This is a genomic window from Cellvibrio sp. BR, from assembly GCF_000263355.1.
Taxonomy (GTDB): Bacteria; Pseudomonadota; Gammaproteobacteria; order Pseudomonadales; family Cellvibrionaceae; genus Cellvibrio.
Window position 1 is genome coordinate 620,360 of sequence record NZ_JH668202.1, and the last position, 24,886, is coordinate 645,245.

At 50.3% G+C, this 24,886-nt stretch carries 22 protein-coding genes and 1 tRNA gene; 12 read left to right on the plus strand and 11 right to left on the minus strand.

The annotated features are described in order from the left end of the window. Nucleotide 1: 1 nt before the first annotated feature. Complete coding sequence (gene rpsR / locus O59_RS13005) at nucleotides 2-229, minus strand: 30S ribosomal protein S18 (RefSeq protein ID WP_007643439.1); 228 nt, start codon at nucleotides 227-229, stop codon at nucleotides 2-4. A gap of 2 nt (nucleotides 230-231) precedes the next feature. Continuing rightward, nucleotides 232-669 (minus strand): 30S ribosomal protein S6, encoded by a 438-nt coding sequence (gene rpsF, locus O59_RS13010; protein ID WP_007643441.1) that lies wholly within the window; start codon nucleotides 667-669, stop codon nucleotides 232-234. Between the two features lie 344 nt (nucleotides 670-1,013). On the opposite strand from rpsF, the gene O59_RS13015 reads away from it, so the two are divergent. After that, nucleotides 1,014-2,867 (plus strand): carbohydrate-binding protein, encoded by a 1,854-nt coding sequence (locus tag O59_RS13015; protein ID WP_007643442.1) that lies wholly within the window; start codon nucleotides 1,014-1,016, stop codon nucleotides 2,865-2,867. A 55-nt stretch (nucleotides 2,868-2,922) separates the two neighbouring features. Here O59_RS13015 and O59_RS13020 read toward each other — a convergent pair whose 3' ends face one another. Continuing rightward, the gene (locus O59_RS13020; protein WP_007643443.1) at nucleotides 2,923-4,101 is read right to left on the minus strand and encodes an AraC family transcriptional regulator; all 1,179 of its coding nucleotides are present in this window, start codon (nucleotides 4,099-4,101) and stop codon (nucleotides 2,923-2,925) included. Between the two features lie 339 nt (nucleotides 4,102-4,440). Here O59_RS13020 and O59_RS13030 point away from each other — a divergent pair, with 339 nt between their 5' ends. Together O59_RS13030 and O59_RS13035 are read left to right on the plus strand one after the other, a co-directional pair. Then, nucleotides 4,441-7,593, plus strand: coding sequence for a discoidin domain-containing protein (locus O59_RS13030; protein ID WP_007643448.1), 3,153 nt, complete (start codon nucleotides 4,441-4,443; stop codon nucleotides 7,591-7,593). Between the two features lie 80 nt (nucleotides 7,594-7,673). Continuing rightward, entirely contained in the window at nucleotides 7,674-8,300 is a 627-nt protein-coding gene (locus O59_RS13035; protein WP_040392593.1) for a PEP-CTERM sorting domain-containing protein, read from the plus strand. Between the two features lie 83 nt (nucleotides 8,301-8,383). On the opposite strand, the gene O59_RS13040 is transcribed toward O59_RS13035, so the two are convergent. Beyond that, entirely contained in the window at nucleotides 8,384-8,776 is a 393-nt protein-coding gene (locus tag O59_RS13040) for a hypothetical protein (protein WP_007643452.1), read from the minus strand. 290 nt (nucleotides 8,777-9,066) lie between these two features. On the opposite strand from O59_RS13040, the gene O59_RS13045 reads away from it, so the two are divergent. From O59_RS13045 to O59_RS13055, 3 genes are read left to right on the plus strand one after another with little or no spacing between them, the layout of a single operon-like run. Further along, complete coding sequence (locus tag O59_RS13045) at nucleotides 9,067-10,215, plus strand: P1 family peptidase (RefSeq protein WP_040392370.1); 1,149 nt, start codon at nucleotides 9,067-9,069, stop codon at nucleotides 10,213-10,215. Nucleotides 10,216-10,268: 53 nt separating this feature from the next. Then, nucleotides 10,269-10,964: a hypothetical protein gene (locus O59_RS13050; protein ID WP_007643455.1), complete on the plus strand. Its 696-nt coding sequence runs from the start codon at nucleotides 10,269-10,271 to the stop codon at nucleotides 10,962-10,964. Nucleotides 10,965-10,966: 2 nt separating this feature from the next. Beyond that, a complete protein-coding gene (locus O59_RS13055; RefSeq protein ID WP_007643457.1) occupies nucleotides 10,967-11,344 on the plus strand; it encodes a GFA family protein in 378 nt (125 codons plus the stop codon). A 10-nt stretch (nucleotides 11,345-11,354) separates the two neighbouring features. On the opposite strand, the gene O59_RS13060 is transcribed toward O59_RS13055, so the two are convergent. Next, nucleotides 11,355-11,549, minus strand: a complete 195-nt coding sequence (locus O59_RS13060) for a hypothetical protein (protein ID WP_007643466.1) — start codon at nucleotides 11,547-11,549, stop codon at nucleotides 11,355-11,357. Nucleotides 11,550-11,668: 119 nt separating this feature from the next. Here O59_RS13060 and O59_RS13065 point away from each other — a divergent pair, with 119 nt between their 5' ends. Then, entirely contained in the window at nucleotides 11,669-12,121 is a 453-nt protein-coding gene (locus tag O59_RS13065; protein ID WP_007643468.1) for a hypothetical protein, read from the plus strand. Between the two features lie 78 nt (nucleotides 12,122-12,199). Continuing rightward, the gene (locus O59_RS13070; protein WP_007643469.1) at nucleotides 12,200-12,625 is read left to right on the plus strand and encodes an META domain-containing protein; all 426 of its coding nucleotides are present in this window, start codon (nucleotides 12,200-12,202) and stop codon (nucleotides 12,623-12,625) included. 24 nt (nucleotides 12,626-12,649) lie between these two features. On the opposite strand, the gene O59_RS13075 is transcribed toward O59_RS13070, so the two are convergent. The 4 genes from O59_RS13075 to rnr form a co-directional block, all read right to left on the minus strand. Next, entirely contained in the window at nucleotides 12,650-13,774 is a 1,125-nt protein-coding gene (locus O59_RS13075; protein WP_007643470.1) for a helix-turn-helix domain-containing protein, read from the minus strand. A gap of 128 nt (nucleotides 13,775-13,902) precedes the next feature. Next, nucleotides 13,903-14,079 (minus strand): DUF3012 domain-containing protein, encoded by a 177-nt coding sequence (locus O59_RS21505; protein WP_007643471.1) that lies wholly within the window; start codon nucleotides 14,077-14,079, stop codon nucleotides 13,903-13,905. Nucleotides 14,080-14,118: 39 nt separating this feature from the next. Beyond that, the gene (rlmB, locus tag O59_RS13080; protein WP_007643472.1) at nucleotides 14,119-14,859 is read right to left on the minus strand and encodes a 23S rRNA (guanosine(2251)-2'-O)-methyltransferase RlmB; all 741 of its coding nucleotides are present in this window, start codon (nucleotides 14,857-14,859) and stop codon (nucleotides 14,119-14,121) included. Nucleotides 14,860-15,021: 162 nt separating this feature from the next. Beyond that, nucleotides 15,022-17,901: a ribonuclease R gene (rnr, locus tag O59_RS13085; protein WP_007643473.1), complete on the minus strand. Its 2,880-nt coding sequence runs from the start codon at nucleotides 17,899-17,901 to the stop codon at nucleotides 15,022-15,024. Between the two features lie 161 nt (nucleotides 17,902-18,062). Between rnr and O59_RS13090 the strand changes: the two genes are divergently transcribed. Together O59_RS13090 and djlA are read left to right on the plus strand one after the other, a co-directional pair. Then, nucleotides 18,063-18,149, plus strand: a tRNA-Leu gene (locus O59_RS13090). 207 nt (nucleotides 18,150-18,356) lie between these two features. Then, complete coding sequence (gene djlA / locus O59_RS13095; RefSeq protein ID WP_007643474.1) at nucleotides 18,357-19,103, plus strand: co-chaperone DjlA; 747 nt, start codon at nucleotides 18,357-18,359, stop codon at nucleotides 19,101-19,103. A gap of 30 nt (nucleotides 19,104-19,133) precedes the next feature. Here djlA and O59_RS13100 read toward each other — a convergent pair whose 3' ends face one another. Together O59_RS13100 and O59_RS13105 are read right to left on the minus strand one after the other, a co-directional pair. Then, the gene (locus tag O59_RS13100; protein WP_007643475.1) at nucleotides 19,134-20,159 is read right to left on the minus strand and encodes a methyltransferase; all 1,026 of its coding nucleotides are present in this window, start codon (nucleotides 20,157-20,159) and stop codon (nucleotides 19,134-19,136) included. Then, nucleotides 20,152-21,072 (minus strand): iron-containing redox enzyme family protein, encoded by a 921-nt coding sequence (locus tag O59_RS13105; RefSeq protein WP_007643485.1) that lies wholly within the window; start codon nucleotides 21,070-21,072, stop codon nucleotides 20,152-20,154. Before O59_RS13105 ends, O59_RS13100 begins: the two co-directional genes overlap by 8 nt. Before the next feature lie 382 nt (nucleotides 21,073-21,454). Between O59_RS13105 and O59_RS13110 the strand changes: the two genes are divergently transcribed. Both O59_RS13110 and O59_RS22060 read left to right on the plus strand, forming a co-directional pair. Beyond that, a complete protein-coding gene (locus O59_RS13110; RefSeq protein WP_040392373.1) occupies nucleotides 21,455-22,363 on the plus strand; it encodes a glucose 1-dehydrogenase in 909 nt (302 codons plus the stop codon). A 59-nt stretch (nucleotides 22,364-22,422) separates the two neighbouring features. Further along, complete coding sequence (locus tag O59_RS22060) at nucleotides 22,423-24,867, plus strand: catalase (RefSeq protein WP_007643489.1); 2,445 nt, start codon at nucleotides 22,423-22,425, stop codon at nucleotides 24,865-24,867. Nucleotides 24,868-24,886 lie beyond the last annotated feature (19 nt).

Consider the following 24,886-nt stretch of genomic DNA (forward strand, 5'->3'; position numbering starts at 1 on the left):
CTTACTCGTGGCTGTCAGTGTATGGAATCAAAGCCAGGTAACGAGCACGCTTGATAGCAGTAGCCAACTGACGTTGGTATTTAGCTTTGGTGCCAGTGATACGGCTTGGAACGATCTTGCCAGTTTCGGTGATGTAAGCTTTCAGCGTTTCAACATCTTTGTAATCGATGCGCTTGGTGCCTTCAGCGGTAAAACGGCAGAATTTGCGACGACGGAAAAAACGGGCCATGGTTATACCTCCTGCTCTTCTTCAAAATCATCTGCATCAACACCGTCTTCATCAGACAGGTCTTCTGCGTCATCACGACGTTCAGCGCGCGCTGGGCGAGCTTTGCGTTCACGGCCTTCTTTTTCGGCTTTCATGATGAATGATTCTTCAGTGATGGCGGCATCTTCACGCAGAACAAGGCTACGCAAAATGGCATCGTTGTAACGGAAGTTGGTAGTCAACTCTTCCAATACAGCGTCAGAGCACTCTACGTTCATCAGAATGTAGTGAGCTTTGTGCACTTTATTGATGGAGTAAGCCAGTTGACGACGGCCCCAATCTTCCAAACGGTGAACTTGACCACCGTCGTTTTTGATAGCTGAGCTGTAACGCTCAACCATGGCTGGAACTTGTTCGCTCTGGTCAGGATGAACCAGGAAAACGATTTCGTAATGACGCATGTTTAGCTCCTTACGGGTTAAAGCCTCCTACTTTGCTGATAAATAACGAAGCAGTGAGACAAGGAGTAGCCGATTTTACAGTCACAGGGTGACTTTACCCCCGGCCAGTTTGGGGTGCGGAATTGTACGCATAACACCCCCTACAGGCAAGTAAAACCACGGCCCGCATCACCTTTTCCCCACTTCACTGCACTATCGCCCCTTTCCCGAAAAAAATGGCACTGCCACTTTATGCCGAAACCTGAAGCAGGTGGTCATGCCACCTACCCTTGCATGACATTAGGTGGGCTCTGGTAAGTATCCCGAGCGAAGACATCACTACACAACCTAGTAGGAGCAAAGTCATGAAGAATAATCATCCCGGTTGCGCAGCGCCAACTGCTGCGCGCTCCACAAATCCACGCAACAGGCTATTCGCAAGCCTGGTTTCATGCCTTGCCAGTATTGCTTTCTGCAGTACAGCGCTAGCTGCCGTACCCGCGTTACAGGTGCAGGGCAATAAAGTCCTCGTCGGCGGTAAATCCGTTAGCCTTGAAGGTGTCTCCCTGTTTTGGAGTAACACCGGCTGGGGCGCAGAAAAGTTTTATACCGCCGCTGCGGTCAAACGCGCTAAAACCGAATTCAACGCCAACCTGATCCGCGCCGCCATCGGCCACGGGGAAGGTGGTGGTATCCAGGATGACTGGAACGGCAACATGGCGCGCCTCGATACCGTTATCCAGGCAGCTATCGACAACGATATGTATGTAATCGTTGACTATCACAGCCACAAAGCACACGAGAACTGGGGTTCAGCAGAAGCCTTCTTCAAACAAGTGGCGCAAAAGTGGGGCCAACATAACAACGTTATTTACGAACTCTACAACGAGCCATTGGGTATGGATTGGCACTCGGTACTCAAACCCTATGCAGAGCATGTGGGTGGCAAAATCCGCGCGATTGACCCGGACAACCTGATCATTATGGGCACGCCTAACTGGTCGCAAGATGTTGATGTCGCATCAACCAACAAAGCCAACGTCTCCAACCTGGCCTATACCGTCCATTTTTATGCCGACAGCCACCGCGGTTCCTATCGTGCCAAGGCACAAACAGCACTCAATAATGGCGCTGCATTGTTTGCCACTGAGTGGGGTGTAGGCCATGCCAATGGTAGAGGCACAGTGAATCACGCCGAAACTTGGGCCTGGATCGACTTCCTGCGCGCTAACGGTATCAGCCATGCGGGCTGGGCGTTCCACGATAAAGAGCGCGATCAGGCAACCGGCGAGGTAGAGACTTCCTCCTTTTTCTGGGCCGATGGGTCACTAAAAGAATCCGGCCGGTTTGTGAAGGAAATTCTGGCGGGCCGAAAACCCATAGATGGCGATGACGATGGCGCCGGTGGCAACTGCACCAAAGCTAATCCGGGCGATGCCATCCAGGCCGAAAGCTGGTGTCAGATGTCTGGCGTGAAGACCGAAACGACCAGCGATGCAGGTGGTGGTTTGAATGTCGGCTATATCGATGGCGGCGACTGGATGACTTACTCAGTCAATATACCTACCACCGGTACCTACAAAGTTAGCTACCGCGTTGCAGCTCAGGCAGGTGGCGGACAGCTCCAATTGGAAAAAGCCGGTGGCAGCCCGGTGTATAGCAATATCAACGTTCCCGCGACGGGCGGCTGGCAAAACTGGCAGACCATTTCCCACAATGTAGTTTTGCCCGCAGGCGAGCAACTGATCGCGCTCTCGGCGATTACCGGCGGCTTCAATATCAACTGGCTGAAAGTAGAAAGCACTGGCGGTGACAACTCCGGTACCGTAATCGCGACTATTCAGGCGGAAGACCATAGCCAACAGAGCGGCACACAGCAGGAAACCACAACCGATACCGGCGGTGGTAAAAACGTTGGCTATATCGATGCCGGGGACTGGCTCTCTTACGCGGGTACGCCGGTCAACATCCCCAGCAGTGGCAACTATGTGATCGAGTATCGCGTGGCCAGCCAAAACGGTGGTGGCAGCCTGGCATTTGAAGAAGCGGGCGGCGCACCGGTGCATGGCACCATCGCCATCCCTGCAACCGGTGGCTGGCAAACCTGGACGACCATCCAACACACAGTCAACCTGAGTGCGGGCAACCATCAATTTGGAATTAAAGCCAATGCCGGTGGTTGGAACCTAAATTGGATTCGCATCAGCAAGGCCCATTAATCCCGACAAGATAGGATAAGTGAGGTTTTTTGCCGCCTTCGGGCGGCTGTTTTCGTTATGTCTGAACCGGCGCGGAGTCAACCGGCGGCAATGCTTGCTTGCGATACTCAGAGGGCGTCATTCCCGTTATGCGTTTAAAAAATCGATGAAACGCCGATTGGCTGTTGAAGCCGGCTTTATACAGAATGTCCAACACCGTATCGCCCGCACACTCTGGCGCCGCCAATAACCGCTTGGCCTCTTCCACCCGCTGGGTATTGATGAATTCAAAGAAGTTTTGTTGGTAGTGGTCATTGATGATGGTCGATAGCTCGCGCGGCTTGATGCCAATCTGTTCAGCAAATCGCTCCAGATTGATCTGGCTTTCCAAATGCAATCGCTGTTCGCGAATACCGCGCGCGACCGCCTCGCGCTTTTCGTCTACTTGTGGAATGTCCTGCAGCCGGTCTTTTTCGGGCGCTACAGCCACCACCAATTCGTACTGCAACAGCTCGCGGGTATTGCGCCAGCCAAACAGGAACAGGCCATTCACCAGCAGCACCGTCAGGTAGTTATTCAAAATCCCCAGCAGGTCATTGGTTTCGCCACTCACATAGCCGCCCAGGAAATAGGCGACAAACGACCAGAGCCAGTGGATAAAAAACCCACCCAACACCCAATCCGCCAGTCGCAATTCCCGCTCAGCGATGCTGGAGTACATTTGTTTTAACTGCTGACGCAAACGGAACTCGGTGTAGAAACACGCGAGCACATAAATGAGCGGCGAGCATTTGACCAGGAACCACACAAAAGCCAAGGCCGCACGATCTGCCTCTGTCAGGGCCGCCCAGTGCCAGGGCAGCCAGTCATGGAGACTCAAGTCATAAGCAAAAATAACTCCCACCGCCAACAGGGCAGGCAACAGATGCACACCATGGCGCCACTGATAGACGTCGCGCTCACAGGACAGTGAGCGCAAATAAAAGAACAACACCGGCCCTTGCAACAAGAGGCAAGCCGATAACAGCGCAGGTATCCAAGGGTAATGAGCAATCGATATCGACTGGAAACTGGTATTCCAGGTGATGAGAGTAGTGGTAAGCGTTCCTATCACCAGCATGAAAAAGAGTTGCAGCAACCGACGTGACGGTTTCCTGCCGCCGGGCAAAATGCCCAGAGCAATACACAAGATCAGGGTTTCCAAAATAGTCAGGGCGATGACCACTTCATGCAAATTAAGTAAGAGATGTTTCATTATTTTTATGTGTCGGTAATTCGGCGATAGTTTTTGTGGAATAGCCTGTCAGCATTTCATATGACCGCGCCGCTAAATTATCACAGCCTGTAGCGCCATCACTGACCCCACTTTGCATTTTCAGCACATGACGTTGGCCGACTTTAGCCACCGGGTAAAACGCACAATAGGTTTTCGATACCAATCCCATTTATGCATCACAAGTGGGAACTCCCACTTTCTCGATAAACCCGCACGAAGGAAGCCTCCCTCCAGCTGCTCGCATACATTGGGCAAGCCCTTTACGGCGCTACTCCAAAATCTCCTGTTATAAAAAACAATAATTCCCCCGGAGGAACTATGAAACTCAAACATTCGGCGAGTATCCATTCGCTGGCGCTGGCCATGTTCAGCCTCGGCGCGGCCAATACCCTTGCGACAGACTACAACGACCCCTGGTGGGCAAGCCCCAATACCAATACCAGTTTTGTCGACCAGTTCGATGGCGTGAGCATCAACCGCAACAAATGGTTGGTGGAGCAAAACATTTTTGTGAATGGCGAGGATATTGATTATCAGGATGTGGAATACCCCGCCGCTGATTGGACTTTTCGTGTCGGCCAACCCGATGCCGGTGCCACAGATGGCAAGGTACTCAACCTGAAAGCCCGCTATATGGATGGCCAGATTCAGGACTACTACGGTGGCACTGCCGGTCAGGGCAAGCCGCTGTTTATTCGCGCGGGCCGGATTGAATCGCAAATTACCGATGACTCCACCTTTGTGTATGGCAAATTTGAAGCGCGCATCAAAATGCCGCCTGCGCGCAACGCCGAATTCCCGGCCTGGTGGTTGTTGGGTAACTTCCCCGATGTGGGTTGGACTGCTTGCCAGGAGCTGGACATTATTGAGTTCACTGGCGCCAATGTCAGTAAAGCGCCGCAAACCCATTGGTCGGCGCCCTACCCGGCCTATGGCGGCAACCCTTATGGCACCACTTACGCGCAACTGGGCATTAGCCCCAGCGATGAATATGTCACTTACGGGGTGATCAAAACCCCGGAATCGGTCGATTACTACATCAACGGTGTTAAAACCTACAGTTGGACCAAAGCCGAGCGCGGCGATCAGCCTTGGCCTTACCTCACCCCCATGCGCATGATCCTCAATCACGCCATCACCCATGTGGAATGGCCGGACGTAGGCAATTACAACCAATTCAGCACCAACGCCAATGTGGCCAATAAAACCGGCTACACCCGCGTCAATAACGGTGTGACCGAGTATGAATATTTGGATACCGCCGCGATGAACGCCAATATCGGTCGCGCGGGTACGGATTTCCTGGTCGATTATGTTGCCCATTGGCCACTGCCGACCACCGACACGTGGCACAAGTACATCGACGAGAGCAAATACAGCTTCTTCCGCCCCACCAACAACACCAAGGGCTTTTATTCGCTCAAAGGCTGGATGGCGCCGATATCGGTAACGGCGGATGCTTACTTACAAGAAGGTGATAACGCCTACCGCGATAACAGCGCCAAAAATGCCGCTGACGGCTATGTCGGCTCCAAGTGGGCAACCCCGCGCGACGACAATATGCACTCAGTCACCATCGACTACGGCGTGGACAAACCCATCAAATACTTCTGGATTGAATGGAGCTGGAACCTGCCCAAGTCTTACGACATCTTCGGTAAAACCGCGTCCGGCAACTGGGAATTTATCCTCAACTCGGAGCAGCAAAGTGTGGGTTGGGCGACACATACTTTTGATGTAAACAAGACCTATCGCTACATCAAACTGGTCACCAAAGGTCGCATAGATAAAGCCGAGCCAATTTGGTTGCTGGAATTCAAAGCCTTTGAGGATGTGCCCAATGTATACCCCAAACCAGCGGGTACACCGGTGGTGGATCGCACCGTCAATATGCTTGGCAACGGCAACTTTGCCGACGGCCTGACCGGTTGGGGTAGCGAGAACTACGACGGCGCAGGCGCGGCCTATAGCGTTATCAATGGTGAAGCGCGCATTACCGCCGCCACGCAAGGCACCGGGTCTGGCTCCTACCAGTTGCACACCCAGGGGTTTGGCCTGAAACGCAACTATCGCTACCAGGTCAGCTTCCGCGCCCGCGCTGAAACGCCGCGCAATATCCAGCTGCGTCTGGCGGAAAACCAATTGAATCCATCACCAGCCGGAACCTATTTGCTGCAGACCATCGCCCTTGGCACCAGCATGACCAGCTACAGCTTTAACATCGACTTTACCGGTGGCGATAATCCCGGCCGCCTCGCCTTCCTGCTTGGCGCCATGGGCAATGCCACGACCTACATCGATGATGTAGTGATCAAAGAAATCGCCTACATAGGCTCCGGTGACCCGCTGGTTCCGGCAATTACCGCCACCGATTTCAGCGGCGCCAGCAGTGGCTGGGAAACTGACTGGTGGGGCGTAGCGCAACGTGCCGTGGATGGCTCAACCAGCAACAAAGCCAGTGGTAACGATGGTGTCGCCGAAGGTCAGGACTTATGGGTGAGCGTGAACATCGATGCCAACTATGAAGTGAAAGAAGTGCTGGTCGCGGGCGATAAATCCGCACCGCGCAGCCTTGCCCAGTTCAAAGTGGAATACGGCACCGCCAACAACACCCTGATCGACTGGACCAACAGCAATACCGATGGCGTCTATGAAAGCTTCAGCAACTTCGTCGCCTATCCACCCGCCAACGAACGCCGCTTCCGCTTCTGGTTCCGCCCACCGGCAGGTCAATTGGTGGAAGTAGCCGATGTGCAGTTGATGGCCGTCGACCTGAAGCCCCACCGCATCTACACCATTAATTTGGACAACGGTGGCAGCATCAGCCCGGCGGGCACCTTGCGCTACAGCAAAAACAACACCGATTCCGCGACCTACAGCTTCACGCCACCACCGGGTGGATCGGTCGCCAATGTGATTGTGGATGGCGTATCGCTCGGCGCCATGAACAGCTACACCTTCAATAATATTGCTGCCAGCCACACCATCGCCGTCGCTTACAACACCACTGGCGCCAGTTCATCGGCGGCCAGCTCCAGTGCGCCCTCCTCTGCTTCGTCCAGCAGTTCGAGTGTGGCACCGGTGTTGTTGTCCCAAGGCCGTCCGGTTACTGCCAGCAGCAACTTCCAGCCGGCAGCCAATGCAGTGGATGGCAACGGCGGTACACGCTGGGAATCCACCCACGGTGTCAGCCCCAGTTGGATCATGGTGGATTTGGGCAGCAGCAAAAACCTGAGTCAGGTGATTATTGATTGGGAAGCAGCCAACGCCGCCAACTATCTGGTGCAGGCATCCAACAACGGCATGAGCTGGACCACCTTGAAAACCATCACTACCGGCGCCTTTGGTGATCGCACCGACACCCACAGCGTTACAGGCAACTACCGCTATGTGCGCATTTATGCCACGGCGCGCAGCGCAGGAAACCAATGGGGTTATTCAATTTGGGAACTGAAAATAACGGGTAATTAATAAAAATTTAAGCAATGGTTATTAACCGCCACCCGCATTTTTTTGCGGGTGGTTTTTTAAAAATAAATGGACGACATACCATGAAAAAAATTCACTCACTTTTATTATCTGCAATTTTTTCTATCGCCATTTTCAGCAGCGCCGCCCACGCCGCTGTCATTACCTTTGATGATTTACCCGCAACCGAAGCCGATGCGATTCACAATGGTTATCACGGTTTCAATTGGGGTGCAGACTTTATGACCAGCGTAGCCTACATCAACAAAAATACTCTGCCCGGCACCGGGTTTGCTTCGGGGGTTGTGTCAGGTGATTACGCCGCGTTTAATAATTTCGCAACCACCAGCACTATTAGTAGCAATCTGTTTGATTTTAACGGCGCCTATTTAACTGCCGCGTGGAATGAAGGTTTATTGATTGAAGTCACTGGTTTTTTAGACAACCTTGCCCTCTTCACCACAACCGTCACGGTCAGTACACAACAGGCGCAATGGTTCGATTTTAATTTTATCGGCATCAACCAACTCAGCTTCCGCTCCTGGGGCGGAACAGCTAGCAACCCCGACGAAGGCGGCGAACATTTTGTGATGGATAATTTCACCTACAACGAATCTACCAGCACTCAAGTACCCGAATCATCATCACTCGCCTTATTGCTACTCGGCGCCGCCGGTATTTTATTAGGCCGCAACACCAAAAAAGCCTGATCTCCAGCAGTAAAACAACCCTGCTTTGCCGCCACCAAGCGATTGGTTGGCGGCGTTTTTTTAGCGAAAAATACATTCATTATTTACGCAAAATAAGTTTTAACTTTTGCAACCATTTGATTACTGGTTAAGTTATCAACCGTCTCGCATCCAACAATACGGTTAGCAAAACCCTTGATTTCAAGACGTTTTTTAAATTCGCCTTTTGCTTCGCCAGGTCCAAATATTAAGATCGCCGTAGCATCTTTCAGGTGCGGGATAACTTCATCGTAATATTGATTAAGCCGATTGGCATGGCGCCTTTCGCGCTGATCTTCTGAGGGGCTTGCCCCTTCAGTAGCATGCTCTGAATAACGAATATGTTTGTCATTTGACGATTGCACATCGGCTTTATCATCACTGTTGAACAACACAAATGCTTCTTTGTGGTCGATCCAAACACCCACCTCTTGCTTTACCGTTTGTTGATTGCTCATATTGTGCCTCACTTTTTAGTTAAGGTTTTTAACTTACACGGCATTGCAACAAGCCTCTGTGCGTAAACACACCGAGCATGGTTATAATCACCATATGCCAACCTGAAAGATAAGCAGTACCAAACAAAGTTTGATAACGATAAATAAGAGAGCTTGAAATGATCTATCAAAGTGCCTGTCATTGCAGCGCAATAAAATGTGAAGTAAAAAACTGCAACGGCTCGATCTGCAATATAAGCGGTTTTTTACATTCGATCCGACTGCATCGCCTTTTCCTCCGATTGATTGTGATGTTAACGGGGCTCTTCATCCTGAACGCTGCTGCGCAGGAGGAACCGCGAGTACGAGCGCGAGATTTAGGTGTCGCACCGGGTATCTTCAGCCCTGGCACTAACAACGCGATCACCGACGTCGCCGGTGTCCGTGTCGGCCAGGTGACACTGCGGAAAGGCGATAAGGTTCGTACCGGTGTCACCGCGATCCTACCGCACCCCGGCAATGCCTACCGCTCACGGGTGCCCGCTGCACTGCATGTGGGCAATGGCTTCGGCAAATTCATCGGCACCACCCAGATCAATGAGTTGGGCGAGCTGGAAAGCCCGATTTTGTTGACCTGCACCTTATGCGTGTGGAAGGCGGCCGATGCCATGGTTGAGTGGATGCTGGCGCAGCCGGATATGCAGGAAGTACGCTCGCTGAATGTGGTCGTAGGCGAGACTAATGACGGCAGACTCAATGACATCCGCGCACGCCCGATCACCGCTGCTGCGGTACGCACTGCGTTGGAAAGCGCGAAGAGTGGGCCGGTTCAGGAAGGTAGCGTTGGTGCTGGCACCGGCACTACGGCATTCGGCTGGAAAGCAGGTATAGGAACGTCTTCGCGCAAACTGCCCGACAGCTTGGGTGGATTTACGGTGGGTGTGCTGGTACAGGCCAACTTCGGTGGAGTACTGCAGGTGGCAGGTGCGCCCGTGGGGCGTGAGCTGGATCGCTATGCGTTCCAAAACGCAGTCGCTGCGCGGGAAAATACCCGTGGATTAGCAGATGATCGCGGCGATGGCTCAATCATTATTGTGATCGCCACCGATGCGCCCTTATCGGATCGCAATCTGCAGCGCTTGGCCTCACGCGGCATGATGGGATTGGGGCGTACCGGCAGTTCCGCATCCAACGGTAGCGGCGATTACATATTGGCATTTTCGACTGCCGAATCGGTGCGACGCCAATTTGATGCGGCGCGGTTGCAAACTACCGAATTGGCGAACGAGCAAATGAGCGCTGTATTCCAGGCCAGCGTGGATGCAGTGGAAGAGTCGATCTACAACGCCTTGTTTATGGCCACCACGGAGACTGGCAATGGACAAACGGTGGAGGCTATTCCACTGGATCAGGTGCGGAAAGTTTTGAAGGAACATGGTGTGGAAGTACCTGTGCGATAGGGAGCGCAGATGCTCCTACATCTGCAACACCGAAAATCAAAGGACAATAAACAATGTGGAAAGTATTAATAATTACATCAGTGCTATTCATTGCTGCCTGTAGCACCACAAAAGTCCATGTTTACACATCGGGAATTGATCAGCACACCCAACAACAACTGCTTCAATCGTTAAACAATGCGGGTTTGAAGGCTCATCAACAGACAACCCCAATGCAGCCCCTCAAAGAAGGGGCTTATATCATTTACACACCCAACTCTCGTTCAACGCAGATCAACCGAGAGATTGAACAGATTTTAAAATCATTAAATTTACCGGCACCTGAATCACGCCTGTTTAGTTTGGGCGAAGGAATTAGCGCACACCGATATACCAAAGGAAATATTGGCCTCTATGTGATCGCAAATACAAACCAACCAACAGATAGCTTAAAAAAAATACTGGAAGAAAGCAGTATCTTGGATTGGGAGCTTAGTTCGATCAGCTGCACCCAAAATTACATTCTGGACATCATGGGCGATGGTAAAATTTACATAAGTACACTCGAAGATGGTAAAGAAATAACCTCACTCAACTGGAAAATACAAGATAAACAATTAGTGCTGACTAAATTATTTAACCGCTACGTTTACGACATTTCAGAAGAAAAGAAAATCATAACACCGACTCAACAGTATCCCGAACCTTACGGCTGCCAATTCCGCAGCAACTTTGACACTGTCGTGCACGTAAAAAATATCAGGAATTAGTAATGATCTACCAAGGCAGCTGCCATTGCGGCGCAATAACATTTGAAGTGGAAGCCCCCGACGAAGTGGAAGTCGAAAACTGTAATTGTTCGATCTGCAATATGAGCGGTTTTTTACATTTGATTGTGCCGCAGCACCATTTTCGCCTTATCAGCGGCGCAGACAATATCACCACTTACACATTTAACACAGGCGTAGCAAAGCACACTTTCTGCAAAACCTGCGGCATTAAACCCTTTTACATTCCCCGCTCAAACCCGGATGGGGTGGATGTCAATTTGCGCTGCTTAACACCGCAGCCAAAAGCAGTAAAAATTGTGGCTTTTGACGGGCAAAATTGGGAGCAACATGCCTATACCCTTGCACATAAAAGCCTTTAACCATGTAGGGTCAGGACTTATAACCAAGAATCCTCGATGGCAAGAATAAAAGCGCGCGCAAAAATGCAAACACCGCATCAAAGGCGATACCAAGGATGCGAAACGGAATAGAGATCAACCAGACAATTGGCCAAAGTACCAAGGCGAGCAGCGCCAAGGGCCAACAGATTGCCCATAACAATAACCAGCAGATAAATGTGAGCATACGCCCCCCGTTGTAAACACTGTTTTGGGATTAGATGCAGATTACAACAGATTAGATTCAGCTCAACCCTTTATAATGGTAAACCTTCGACAACCCTCTCCCAACGCCAGAGCCCTCCTATGAAACCCATTCACCTTCCTGTGTTTGTTTTTGCCCTAAGCCTGATTGCCTGTAGCAGCCAACCACAGCCGCAAGAAAAAAGCTCAGAGGATGAACTGACAGATGCGTTGGCGGCTGTTTTTGGTGAGCGTAAAAAGCCGGATATGAAAATGGTAGAAAAATACCCCTTGGGCACGGCGGAAAATCCTGTAAGGGTGACTATGCCAATTGGTCAGCGGGATTATTTATCGCGGTTGGTGTGCAGCAACGGCGAGCAAGTTTCGGCATTTGCGCGCGAAGGTAGCGCAGGTATTGGCCCCTATGGCTCGATGATAGATTCCTACACCGTCATTTGCGACACCTATCAGGGTGCGGTTGAGCACACAGTTTATTTGGATATGTACCACGGCGACTATGAAGAAACGCGCCCGGCGCAGGGATTCAAAGCACTGCTACCCCAGAAAAACAATTAACAATTTCGACCTAATGGCAACGCTATACTGGTTAGGCTTATTCGTATCAATAGGTGTTATCTACTCAAGGAGACTGCCATGAAAACAACTCTGCTCTTGGTGTTGGCTATAGGTTTTATCAGCTTAACTGGCTGCGCGCACAACAACACCGGCACTGCCAGCTTGATCAATACCTATTGGAAACTGGTTGAAATAAAAGGTACCGCCGTGGCTGTCAGCGACAATCAGCGCGAGCCGCATATTGTGCTGAACACGGAGCGGCGTGTAGCAGGCTCCGATGGTTGCAATCGCATGATGGGTGGCTATCAGGTGTCGGGCGATAAATTACAATTCACCCAAATGGCCGGTACGCGCATGGCGTGCATGCAAGGTGCAGAACAAGCGCAGCTGATTGGCGCCACCCTGCCGCAGGTTGCCAGTTATGACATAGCTGGCGATCAACTGGAATTGCGCGATGCCGGGGGCGTAGTTATTGCACGCTTTAAAGCGGTTGCACTTCCCTGATTTTTTACGGCTAGCGTTTAAGGGCTAGCCCTGCTGACGAAACTCGGTGGGCGTTACGCCCACCATGCGTTTGAAAAAACGGTGAAAAGCGGAGGGACTGTTAAAACCGGATTTATAGATAATTTCCAACACCGTTTCATTTTTATAGTCGGGCGACAACAACAACCGTTTAGCTTCTTCCACACGGTAGCGATTAATAAATTCAAAAAAATTTGATTGGTAATGCATTTTTAAAATCGCGGAAATGTCGCGCGGCTTTAATCCCGTCTGCTCTGCAAAACGCTCCAGGTTAATATTGCTCTCCAGGTACAACTTGTCTTCATTCATGGCTTTTTCAATAACTGCCACTTTGTGGTCCATTTTGGTCGGCTGTATCGGCTTGGCAACCGGCATGGCGTTCACGCTGAGCAATTGACGGGTATTAATCAAACCAAATACAAATAACGCGTTTACCAATATGACCGTTAGATAATTGTCGATAATTCCCAGGCTATCACTTACCCCGGCACTCACCTGCCCCTCAAGCACATAAGCCAGCAGCGACCACAGCCAGTGAATACAGAAACCTGCAAGCACTGCATCTGCCAATTTCAATTCAGACATGGAAATAGCTGAATAAAGTGCTTTCAAGTTCTCACGCAATTTATATTCGGCGATAACACAGGCAACGATGTAACCCAGCGGGGATATTTTTACCAACGCCCAAATAAAAGCAACCGCCGTATTTTCCGCCCCAACCAATTCTGTTGTTGGCCACCATTCAAGGCTATTAATATCAAATAAAACCAATAACAGCGCCGCCACCAGTGCCGGTACTAAATGCAGAAAATTCCACCATCGCAACAACTGCATTTTTTGTGATAAAGAGCGCAAATAAAAATACAGCACCGGACCCTGCAATAATAAACACACCGCAAGAATCGTAACAACCAATGGCGACTGATTGATAGCCGCACCTTTTAAATCGCCATTCCAGACAATGAGCGTAGTAGTTAGCACCAGTGCGATTAACACGAAAAAAGCAGAGAGAATTCGACGCGGCTGCAGGTGCTTGGCGGGTAACAAATTCAGTAGCGCAGCCAATACACAACACTCAAGGGCGGTAAGCAGCAACACCACATCGTGGATATTTAGAAAGTTGGTTTTCATTAGACCTTTCTCGCACACAGAAATACCGCCACCTGTTCCGGTGACAAAACAGGTGGCGGTATCATCAGGAATTGAATTAGAGCGAATGACAAATGGCGTGATTTTAGTAAACGATTTACTTCACGTTATTATTTAAATACACAATGCTTGGCGTAATCCTTGGCTTCATTCATCGTCATCTCACCCTTGGGTTTGGTTTCGATGGATTTACACCAATCAGGGCTGCCCACTTCGGGCGCACAAGCAGAGAGCAAACTCGCAGCAGCGAGCAGAGGCAATGATTTAACGACTGGTAGAATTTTCATAACAACATCCCCGGGTTTTATTATAAGAGATCAATGTTTTTAACTGCGACGCTGGCGCACCGCTTCAAACAAACAAATACCGGTAGCGACCGAAACATTCAAACTGCTCACTGTGCCGGCCATCGGAATATTCATTAAATGATCGCAGGTGTCTTGTGTGAGCCGGCGCAAACCATCTCCTTCAGCCCCCATTAAAATACCAATTGGCCCCTTGAGGTTGGATTGGTAAATAGAATGCTCCGCGTCGCCCGCCGCACCAAATAACCAGATGCCTTTTTCCTGCAATTTTTTCAGGGTACGCGCCAAATTAGTCACGGGCACAAAAGGTAAAACCTCGGCGGCACCGCATGCCACTTTGCGCGCAATCGGCGTGAGGCCAGCGGATTTATCTTTTGGCGCAATGACCGCATGCACACCCGCCGCTTCCGCTGAACGCATGCAGGCGCCCAAATTATGCGGGTCAGTGACACCATCCAGAATTAATAAAAACGCAGGCTCATTGAGATTATCAAGCAAATTAAACAACCAGGTTTCGTCGTAGGTTTCGCCGGGTGTGCATACCGCCACCACCCCCTGATGATTTTCATCGCTCACCAACTCATCCAGTTTATTGCGATTAACCACCTGGCAGTGAATACCATTACTCTGCGCCGCATTCACAATTTTTTGCAGTTTCTGATCGTTGCGCCCCTGCACCATGTAAATTTCAATCACACGCTGGGGTGCGCTTTTCAGCAGCGCCTGCACTGCGTGCAAGCCAAATATAAATTCACGTTTCAAAACACTTACCTTAAAAAAATCGTTAATTACCGCACCGGTATTCGCGCGAACTAGCGTTCAGAGATCCGGGTTTCGCGCTCGCGCCAAATGCGGTCTTTAACCACATAGATTTCGCGCGTCAGGCTTTCATCGGAAACAAAATGCTCGCTTTGCAGCCAGCAATCACTTCGTTGTCTTAGCCTTAGCCACCGGCTTTTTAGCAGTTGGCGCCGCAGCCCGAGCGACAGCCTTGCCTTTTGTCGCTCCTGACGGCGACGGTTGAACTGTTGCTGGCGCTGCCTTGCTTGTAGCTTTCGCATTTTTACGGCCATGACTCACCTCACTTGCAGCCTTAGTGGTTTTTTTGGCGGGCACTGCAGCAGCTACCTTTTTAACAGCTGCGGTTTTCGGTGCTGCAGTTTTCTTGGCAGCACCGGCACTCTCCGCTTTAGCCACAGAGACCTTACTATTGGATTTTTTTACCGCGGGTTTCGCTGCTGCAACATCAGTTGCAGCTAATTTTTTGCCGGTCACTTTAGCCACTGCCGCCTTAGCGCCACCAGATTTGCTGCCCTCAGGCTTGGTGCTTGCAGGCTTAACTGACGCCGGCTTTTTAACTGCTGGTTTTTTTGCAGTGGTCTTTTTTGTGGCAGTGTTTTTTGTAGCTGGTTTTTTCGTCGCGGCTTTTTCAGGCACAGCTGTTGCGATAGCCGGTTTGGCCACGACCTGTTTAACATCTTGCTTATTGGCAGCAGATTTTTTAGCCGCATTTTTTGCATCGCGTTTAGCGACTTTAGGTTTGACTTGGGATTTAGGGCGACGAATGGCAGCCTCCGACTCCAACTCAAAATCAATTTTTCGGTTATCCAAATCCACGCGCACTACGCGCACCACCAAACTATCACCCAAACCAAATACTTTACGCGTGCGCTCACCCATCAAGCGATGTTGCGCCGGTTCAAAACGATAATAATCGTGTGGCAATGAGGTGATATGAATCAAACCTTCCACATACAATTCATTGAGTTCAACAAATAAACCAAAGCTGGTTACTGCACTTACATGGCCATCATAAATGGCGCCAACTTGATCGCGCAGGTATTCACATTTGAGCCAGCTCACCACATCGCGGGTCGCCTCATCGGCGCGGCGTTCAGTGCGTGAACACTGTTCGCCGAATACCAACATTTCTGCAGCCGTATAGGGGTAAATAAATTTCTTCGGAATGGCTTTGGCGGTGTCCACCCGACGTACATGGGTGGTGGGTTCGGTGCTGCGAATTACCGAGCGAATCGCGCGATGCACTAACAAATCCGGGTAGCGACGAATAGGCGAGGTGAAGTGGGTATAGGCTTCGTAACCCAAACCAAAGTGGCCGTGGTTTTCTACCTGATACATCGCCTGACGCAAACTGCGCAGCATTACTGTTTGGATTAAATGGCCGTCGCTGCGATCCTGAATCATTTGCAGCAATTGTTGGTAATCCCCCGGTGTGGGCTTATCGCCACCGGCCAAACCTAAACCCAACTCCGATAAATAAGCGCGCAGGTTGGCGAGCTTGGTTTCCGTCGGGCCTTCATGTACGCGGAACAAACCCACCAAATTATGTTTTTCAATAAAGGTGGCTGCACACACATTGGCGCACAACATACATTCTTCAATTAACTTGTGGGCGTCGTTGCGTTTGATAGGAACAATACGTTCAATTTTGCGCTCATCATTAAATTGGATGCGTGTTTCAGTGGTCTCAAAATCGATAGCACCACGTTCATCGCGCGCTGCACGCAAACACTCATACAGTTTATGCAACAATTCGAGCTGTGGAATAACCGCTTTATATTCTTCGCGCAGCGCCGCGCGGGTTTCACCTTCGCCGGTGAGAATCTCGCCCACTTTGGTGTAAGTGAGGCGCGCATGGGAGTGCATCACCCCTTCATAAAATTGATAACCGGTAATACGCCCCGCCGTGCTGATATTCATCTCGCAGATCATGCACAAGCGATCCACATTCGGGTTGAGCGAACACAGGCCATTGGATAAAGCCTCGGGCAACATGGGCACTACGTAATCGGGGAAATACACCGAGTTGCCGCGTGCACGCGCCTCTACATCCAGCGCACTCTCCACTTGCACATAGTGGGATACATCGGCAATCGCCACATATAACCGCCAACCACCTTTGCGCCGCTCGCACAACACGGCATCGTCAAAATCGCGAGCATCTTCACCATCGATAGTCACAAAGGGCAAGTGGCGCACATCCACCCGGTGCAGCTTGTCTTTTTCTTCCACTTCATGGGACAGACGCGCCGCTTCGGCAATCACCGCCTCCGGCCACACACTGGGGATACCATGAGCTTGAATCGCCAGCTCGATTTCCATGCCTGGCGCCATATGGTCGCCCAGCACTTGCACTACGCGGCCGGTAGGCAGGCGGTTTTTATCCGGCTGCTGGGTAATTTCGGCCACCACAATCTGGCCGTGTTTAGCACCGCCATAGGCGCCAAACGGGATCATGATGTCGTGAGTAATACGTGGGTTTTCCGGGCGCACAAACTGCACACCCTCTTCATTAAAGAAACGCCCCGCCAATTGGGTGGTATTGCGGATCAGCACTTCAATAATCGCGCCCTCTTCTTTACCGCGATACTGCTCACCCGAAAGGCGCACCAGCACCTCATCGCCATCAAACACTTTGCGCATCTGGCGATTGTGTAAATAAATGTCTTCGCCGCCCTCAGAGGGGATCACAAAGCCATAACCATCGCGATGCCCCTGCACCCGTCCACGCACCACATCAATTTTATCCAGCCGCACATAGGCATCGCGGCGGTTGCTGATCAGCTGACCATCGCGCGCCATCGCAATCAACCGACGGCGCAAGGCTTCAATCTGGTCTTCGCCGGTCAGCTTAAGCATCGCGCACATCTGCTCATGGGTCACTGGCTCGGCAGCGGTATCCAGAAGCTCAAGAATGTATTCGCGGCTGGGAATGGGGTTTTCATACTTCTCAGCTTCGCGTGCGGCAAAAGGGTCTTTGAAGGGGGATTTACGTTTGCTCAATTGGGCATCCTGTGTTCAATAATTGGCGGATTTCTAACTATCCTGGCAGTTGATTTGAATTATAGGGCAGCAATCATGACAAACCTACAAATAAAATGGATAAGGCCGTTGACAAGGCAAATCCGGATAATTATAGTGCGCGGCCTCAGCTAGCTGAGATTGCCCAGGTGGTGAAATTGGTAGACACGCCAGCTTCAGGTGTTGGTGGCTTAACGGCCGTGAAGGTTCAAGTCCTTTCCTGGGCACCACACAATGAAAACCCCCGCTATGAAAATAGCGGGGGTTTTTGCTTTTGGGCGATTTAAACATCGCCATGCTCAACAACAATTACAGGATTGATTTAAATTAACCCCTAACCCGTATAGAGCCCAATGGAATACGGTGTTATTAATCTTTAATTGCTTTTCAACGAACAACCCTGTTCTTATTGAATATCCCCAACAGGAACGCCAATCATGCCAGACAAACGCCAGAGTATTCGTGAGGCTTTTTTGAAGGCGGCGTTTAGCTTTTTGGGGTATATCGCCGGTTGCGATGGGGCGATCAATCGCGATGAGGTGAATCGCCTTAAGATTCACATGAAAAAAATGCACTTGTCGGAGGATGAGCAGCGCAGTGCTTTGCATTTGTTTAAAGCGGGTACGGCAGCTGAGTTTAACGCGAGCCAAGCGCTGCAAGAATTTCGCACTGCCACAACGCCTAAACTGATACAGATTTTATTGGTGCATCTACTCGCCATGGCGCGCGCTGATGGATGCCTGGTGGAGAAGGAGCTGCATGCATTGCAGTGGATCGCGCGGGAAGTTGGTTATGACAGCGTTGTGTTCAATCACTTATTAAAAATGATTTACGAGCAAGACCAACTTGCGCTGAGCATCAACACGCAAAAACCTGCGCAACCGAATACTTACAGCGCTCCCGCAAAAGAACAGACGAAGGCAAACCACAACGCGCATCGCCCGACAGCCAATCACAATCAGGATTTACAAAAAGCTTACAAAATTTTAGGTGTAAATGCCGGGATGACCGAAGATGAAATGCGGCGAACTTATAAAAAATTGGCCAGCCAACTTCATCCCGATAAATTAATGAGCCAAGGCCTGGCGCCAGAACAACTCGCTGCCAGCAATGAACGCTTTAAACAGATTCAAGCAGCCTATGCTTTTATTAAAAAATATCGGTCAATCTACTCGGCAGGTTAAGCCTAGGCATTATGTCGTGGCAAAGTGAATTTACTTTATTCGCGTCACAGTCAGCCCCACAGCGGCAATACGATTCGCTTTTTTATAATAGGGTTGCTCAAGCTCCTCTCCAAATATGTCCGGATCAATTTCTTCGTACGACCATTGAAATTTATCGCTCGCCAACGAGGGTAATAATTCCGACAGCAGCGGGTTATTGTCGTCGCTGGTGATGGCCATGCCCGTATATAAAAGAAAGTGGCCGCCCGGTGCAAGTAAACCCAGCGCATGCTTTGCAATACGTAAACTTAACGCTAACCCGAGGTGTGAGCCGCCATCTCGATACAAGCGCCCCGCCGGATCACTGAGGTAAGGCGGGTTGGATACAATCAGATCAAATTCCAAACTCCTGATATTAAAAAAATCACCCGGCAGTGCATTTATTGGTATGCCGGCCACATTGGCGCAGATACGCGCATAATCCAGCGCCGTGAAATTTAAATCATTTAAATTTAATTCATAGAGCTGGTGAGTTGGTAAGGCGCGGATTGCCGCGATTCCTCCGGCCCCGCTGCCACAACCAACATCCAATACCCTAACGGGAATACTGCGATGCGCAAAGCTGGAGCGCGATTGAAACAAGCGCAGCGAATGTTGCACGAAGCGAGCAAAGCGGTAAGTATCTGGCCCAAAAAAAACGGCATCCGCATCATTGGTCGGGAAATAGGAATGCAAAAATAAATCCTCACCCAAGGAGGAAATACGGATTTTGCTGCGGAAACAATCGCCGCCATTAAACAACAAGTCGGCCTCGGTCATTAATGTAAATATAAGGGGCGGTAGAACGGCGGCATTAAATGGCAGGTTCCAGCCAAACACATCGCGCGCATTCTTTGCAAGGCCGTCAAAACCCAGTAAAAACCGTTCATGGGTGCGCGGTGTCACCGTGGTAAAACTGTAGCCCTGTAATGCAATGGAACGCAGTAATTCCTCTAACAACATAATGCGTTTAGCATTGGATGTACGCATAAGATATTGATCACCATAACGCGCAACCTCATACCGACGATTAGGCATAAACCGGTTCCGTCACAACAGATTTTTTGCGTGAAATCGCCGGAAGCCTGAGTTTCATATGTTGACTATATTTGTCGTAGCAGAGCTGACCACAACTCAACCGCATGAGCGCACCTTCAGCGATGAATCGTGCGCTTTCAGGGTGCGAACTCACCAGCGGCCGTACAATTTCCTTAATCCATGCGCGCGAATGAAAAACATCAATCGCTGCATGCAAATCAAAATAGCGGCGTGATCTACGTGGAAATTTCAGCCGCTGCATTGCGCGCGATACTTTTGCGGCGCGCCGGGGTGCAGTTAATTCGATAGCGCCCAGCGCGCCCAGGGATTGATATGTATACCGGCGCGATGTCGCTAACCCCAACATAGTATTTGCCAAAGCCAGAGATTCCCACTCTGTAGTTTCAATGGATGGAGTTAATTGTAATTCCTGCACCATCGCTTCCAACAATGGGCCGTGCATTGCTTTGGTTTTGCCGCGCCCCATTTCATCCCAGTAATTACGGGCACATTCGAGTTTGGCTTGTGTTGGTAACTTAACTTGCGTGTAGGCCACCAGATCATCAAAGCCCGCCTCACCCGCTGCCTCCTGCGTGAGAAACCATTTCATTTCTTCGGCAGACGCGTGATCTGCCAACCAATCAAATAAGGGATGATTTTGACCAGGCCCCCACTCAATAAGGGACTCAAACCAGCCAACAAATTCATCAGGATTTGTTGTTACACCATCGACCAGCGAGCAAACAGATGAGCGCATCTCCTCCAAAAATCGACCTTCGAGTAAACGCATTTTAAGACTTGCACTTTCATCCGCTTCCCAATCGTCACACGGAATAGCAACCGCCGTTCGTGAACGATTAAAGTTAGCAAGCGTAACGTGAAATGTTTGCGGGTCTATTCCAGAGAGATACATAAAACCTCCGCATCACCAATATTTTCCGACATGAATTTACTATCATCCGGCGACCTTAGTGGATCACATGCACCGTCTCTGTACGCTGCTGCACACAACCTCCATAAGAGAATGGTTTATGGGGTATTTATTGAAATAGTTTTTAAAACGCACACATAAAAATAATTTTAATTACTCATAAATATAATGAAAATATTTATGCCTGTTGACCCATGCGAACTTTCAGCAAGTTGAATTAGACGCAACAATTTATTCTGCTTCATGCACAACTATCAAAGCGCACAGCGAATTTTAATTGCCCTCACGTTAGCTACCGCACAGATGCAGCGGAAAGATAAGACCACCCTCTTTCACATTCACCGATCAACCGAAGGAGGATGTGATGAAAAATTCTGATCAACACGCCATGCAAGATCCACGAACGCAATACCCCAAAAGCCAAGGTCAAGGCGAGGCCGATGAGCAACAACCAGACCCGGGATTGGATGCAGTTTTAGCACCACAGGCAGATCACGGTGAACGGAGTTATCGCGGCGCAGGCCGGCTCGATGGGCGCAAGGCACTTATTACCGGTGGCGATTCCGGTATCGGCCGCGCGGTGGCAATCGCGTTTGCCCGTGAAGGGGCAGATGTAGTGATTAACTTCTTGCCCAGTGAAGAAATTGATGGTCAGAAAACACTGAATATGATTCGCCAGGCGGGACAAAAAGCAATTGCAATTGCAGGTGACATTACCGACGAAAATTTTTGCAAAACCTTGGTAAAACAAGCCGTTGAAGCATTAGGGTCGATTGATATTTTGATCAACAATGCAGGCAAACAGCAATTTGTGGAAGAGCTGGAAGATCTCACTACCAAACAATTTGTTGAAACCTACGCGACCAATGTATTTGGTATGTTTTGGATTACCAAAGCCGCAGTACCGCACATGCCTCCCGGCGCCAGCATTATCAATACCACGTCCATTCAATCCTATCAGCCCTCCCCCGGTTTATTGGACTACGCATCCACCAAAGGTGCCATCACTGCATTCACCAAAAGTTTGGCGAAAATGCTGATTAAAAAAGGCATTCGTGTGAATGCCGTTGCACCCGGCCCGGTGTGGACACCACTCCAACAAAGTGGCGGTCAGCCCGAAGAAAAACTGCGTCGGTTTGGCGACAAAGTTCCACTGGGGCGCGCAGGACAACCAGCAGAAGTTGCACCCGCATTTGTTTTTCTCGCTTCGCAAGAATCCAGTTACATCACCGCTGAAGTGATTGGTGTCACCGGCGGTGCACATTTACCTTGAGCTGAAATATTTCAAAACAATTTCTCCGATTAATAGGCGATTTTAGTAAGGATATTTTTATGAACGATTCATCCAAAACAACCCAACATAAATCCGGTAGCCATGATAAACGCGGCGCTGGCAAGCCAGAGACAGCGGGTGCCGGTTCAGTGCTGAGCACCGTTGCCGGGCCCTCCGCTGATCAGCCGCCACAAACGCTGGGGGCAGATGACCCGATTCAACAGCGACTGTTGGACAAAACAGTAAGCGGTCAAAAGCTGGCAGAAAAAATCCCTTCGAACCTCAATAAACCGCACGAATACGGTGAGGCTTCACGCACACCGGTTACGGGAGCGACAGTGGAACCTGATTCGCCCGCTGCCGGCGGCAGCACCTCAACAGAAATTATTGAGTCGCCCAAAACAGGTGATGGAACAACAATGCCTGGATTAAACCCCACGGTTAGTTCCTTGGATCGCGTAAGAGTGGATAGCAGCAACCAACAGCTAACCACCAACCAAGGCGTACCGATTGCCGATAACCAACACTCGTTAAAAATTGGTTTGCGCGGCCCAACAGCGCTGGAAGATTTTATTCTGCGCGAAAAAATTACCCATTTTGATCATGAACGTATTCCAGAACGTGTGGTGCACGCGCGTGGCTCGGCCGCCCATGGTTATTTTGAGTGCTATCGCGCCTTAACAGAATTCACTATCGCCGCGCCGTTTAATGAAAAAGGAAAACGCACACCGGTATTCACGCGTTTTTCTACAGTCGCCGGTGAACGTGGATCGGCCGATACGGTGCGCGATGTGCGCGGTTTTGCAGTGAAGTTTTATACCGATGAAGGCAACTGGGATTTGGTGGGCAATAATATTCCGGTGTTTTTTATTCAGGATGCGATGAAATTTCCCGATTTGGTTCACGCCGTTAAACCTGAGCCACATCACGCTATGCCGCAGGCATCCAGTGCACACGATACCTTTTGGGATTTTGTGTCGCTAATGCCGGAATCCACGCATATGTTGCTCTGGCAAATGTCTGACCGGGCCATTCCACGCAGCTATCGCACTATGCAAGGTTTTGGTGTGCACACCTTTCGTTTGGTGAATGCAGACGGCGCATCGGTATTTTGTAAATTCCACTGGACACCGCTTGCCGGTACGCACTCCTTGGTGTGGGATGAGGCCGCAAAAATTATCGGCGCCGATCCGGATTTTCATCGCCGCGATTTATGGGACGCAATTGAAGCAGGCGCGTTTCCGGAATATGAATTGGGCCTACAAATATTTTCAGAGGAGACCGCTAATAGTTTCCCCTTTGATGTGCTCGACCCCACCAAATTAGTACCGGAAGAATTGGTGCCAGTGATCCCGGTGGGCAAGATGGTATTGAATCGAAACCCGGATAATTTTTTTGCCGAAACCGAACAAGTTGCATTTTGTACGGCGCATGTCATTCCGGGTATCGATTTCACCAATGACCCGCTATTGCAAGGCCGGATTCACTCTTATGTGGATACCCAAATTAGTCGCTTGGGCGGCGCAAACTTTCATGAGATCCCCATCAATTCACCCCTAGCGCAAGTTCATAACAATCAACGCGATGGCATGCATCGCCAGGCAATTAATCGCGGCCGGGTGAATTACGAACCCAATTCACTGGCAGGCGGATGTCCATTTCAAGCGGGAATGGCGGGCTACAAAAGTTTTCCTGAACCCATTGCGGAAGATAAAGTACGCGGCAATCCCGAACTATTTTCGGATCACTATTCGCAAGCAAGACTTTTTTGGCAGAGCCAATCACCGGACGAACAAACACACATTATTAACGCGTTTCGTTTTGAACTGACACGGGTGCAAACACCGGCTGTTCGCGCGCGGGTGGTGTCACTGCTGGTGAATGTTGATGCGCTATTGGCAAAGTGTGTTGCCGATGGTTTGGGTATCGAACTGCCACCGGCAATGCCACTTGCATCCGACTTACCTATTCCATCCTACCCTCCCTCTCCGGCGCTCTCGTTATTAACGCGCCCCGGCGTAACCGGTATAGCCACACGCCGGGTAGCGATTTTGGTGTGCGAGGGCGTTGCGCAAAAAAGTGTGTTCGCAGTTTATAACGACTTGCTGCAAGAAGGTGCCGTACCAAGATTAGTGGGGGCACGCCTGGGCAAAATAAAAACCGCTGAAGGTACGACGCTGGATATAGAGATCACATTGGAAGCAGGCCCTGCAGTGCTCTATGACGGCGTAATTATTATGCAAGGTGATGCATCGCTCCCCCGCAGTGCTGATCCCCTCGAATTTGTGCGGCAACAACATCGTCACTGCAAACCGATTTATGCCATCGGTGGCGGAATGTTAATAGCCGCAGCAGGCATTCCCACCGTTTTTGCCGATGGCACCGCTGATCCCGCCATTATTATTGATGAGGAAAAAATGCAGACCGATTCACTCGCCAAATTTAAAACCGCCTTAGCCGGGCACCGCTCATTTGAGCGCGAAACAGACCCATCAGCAATGTAACGCCGGAGCCTATAAGCAG

Coding starts and splice junctions, on each gene's coding strand:
- O59_RS13110 (WP_040392373.1), top strand. CDS start 21,455: ATGAAAAATTCTGATCAACACGCCATGCAAGATCCACGAACGCAATAC.
- O59_RS13105 (WP_007643485.1), bottom strand. CDS start 21,072: ATGTATCTCTCTGGAATAGACCCGCAAACATTTCACGTTACGCTTGCT.
- O59_RS13100 (WP_007643475.1), bottom strand. CDS start 20,159: ATGCCTAATCGTCGGTATGAGGTTGCGCGTTATGGTGATCAATATCTT.
- O59_RS13030 (WP_007643448.1), top strand. CDS start 4,441: ATGAAACTCAAACATTCGGCGAGTATCCATTCGCTGGCGCTGGCCATG.
- O59_RS13070 (WP_007643469.1), top strand. CDS start 12,200: ATGAAAACAACTCTGCTCTTGGTGTTGGCTATAGGTTTTATCAGCTTA.
- O59_RS13045 (WP_040392370.1), top strand. CDS start 9,067: ATGTTAACGGGGCTCTTCATCCTGAACGCTGCTGCGCAGGAGGAACCG.
- djlA (WP_007643474.1), top strand. CDS start 18,357: ATGCCAGACAAACGCCAGAGTATTCGTGAGGCTTTTTTGAAGGCGGCG.
- O59_RS13075 (WP_007643470.1), bottom strand. CDS start 13,774: ATGAAAACCAACTTTCTAAATATCCACGATGTGGTGTTGCTGCTTACC.
- O59_RS13060 (WP_007643466.1), bottom strand. CDS start 11,549: ATGCTCACATTTATCTGCTGGTTATTGTTATGGGCAATCTGTTGGCCC.
- O59_RS13015 (WP_007643442.1), top strand. CDS start 1,014: ATGAAGAATAATCATCCCGGTTGCGCAGCGCCAACTGCTGCGCGCTCC.
- O59_RS13020 (WP_007643443.1), bottom strand. CDS start 4,101: ATGAAACATCTCTTACTTAATTTGCATGAAGTGGTCATCGCCCTGACT.
- O59_RS13035 (WP_040392593.1), top strand. CDS start 7,674: ATGAAAAAAATTCACTCACTTTTATTATCTGCAATTTTTTCTATCGCC.
- O59_RS13050 (WP_007643455.1), top strand. CDS start 10,269: ATGTGGAAAGTATTAATAATTACATCAGTGCTATTCATTGCTGCCTGT.
- O59_RS13055 (WP_007643457.1), top strand. CDS start 10,967: ATGATCTACCAAGGCAGCTGCCATTGCGGCGCAATAACATTTGAAGTG.
- O59_RS22060 (WP_007643489.1), top strand. CDS start 22,423: ATGAACGATTCATCCAAAACAACCCAACATAAATCCGGTAGCCATGAT.
- O59_RS13065 (WP_007643468.1), top strand. CDS start 11,669: ATGAAACCCATTCACCTTCCTGTGTTTGTTTTTGCCCTAAGCCTGATT.
- O59_RS13040 (WP_007643452.1), bottom strand. CDS start 8,776: ATGAGCAATCAACAAACGGTAAAGCAAGAGGTGGGTGTTTGGATCGAC.
- O59_RS21505 (WP_007643471.1), bottom strand. CDS start 14,079: ATGAAAATTCTACCAGTCGTTAAATCATTGCCTCTGCTCGCTGCTGCG.
- rpsF (WP_007643441.1), bottom strand. CDS start 669: ATGCGTCATTACGAAATCGTTTTCCTGGTTCATCCTGACCAGAGCGAA.
- rpsR (WP_007643439.1), bottom strand. CDS start 229: ATGGCCCGTTTTTTCCGTCGTCGCAAATTCTGCCGTTTTACCGCTGAA.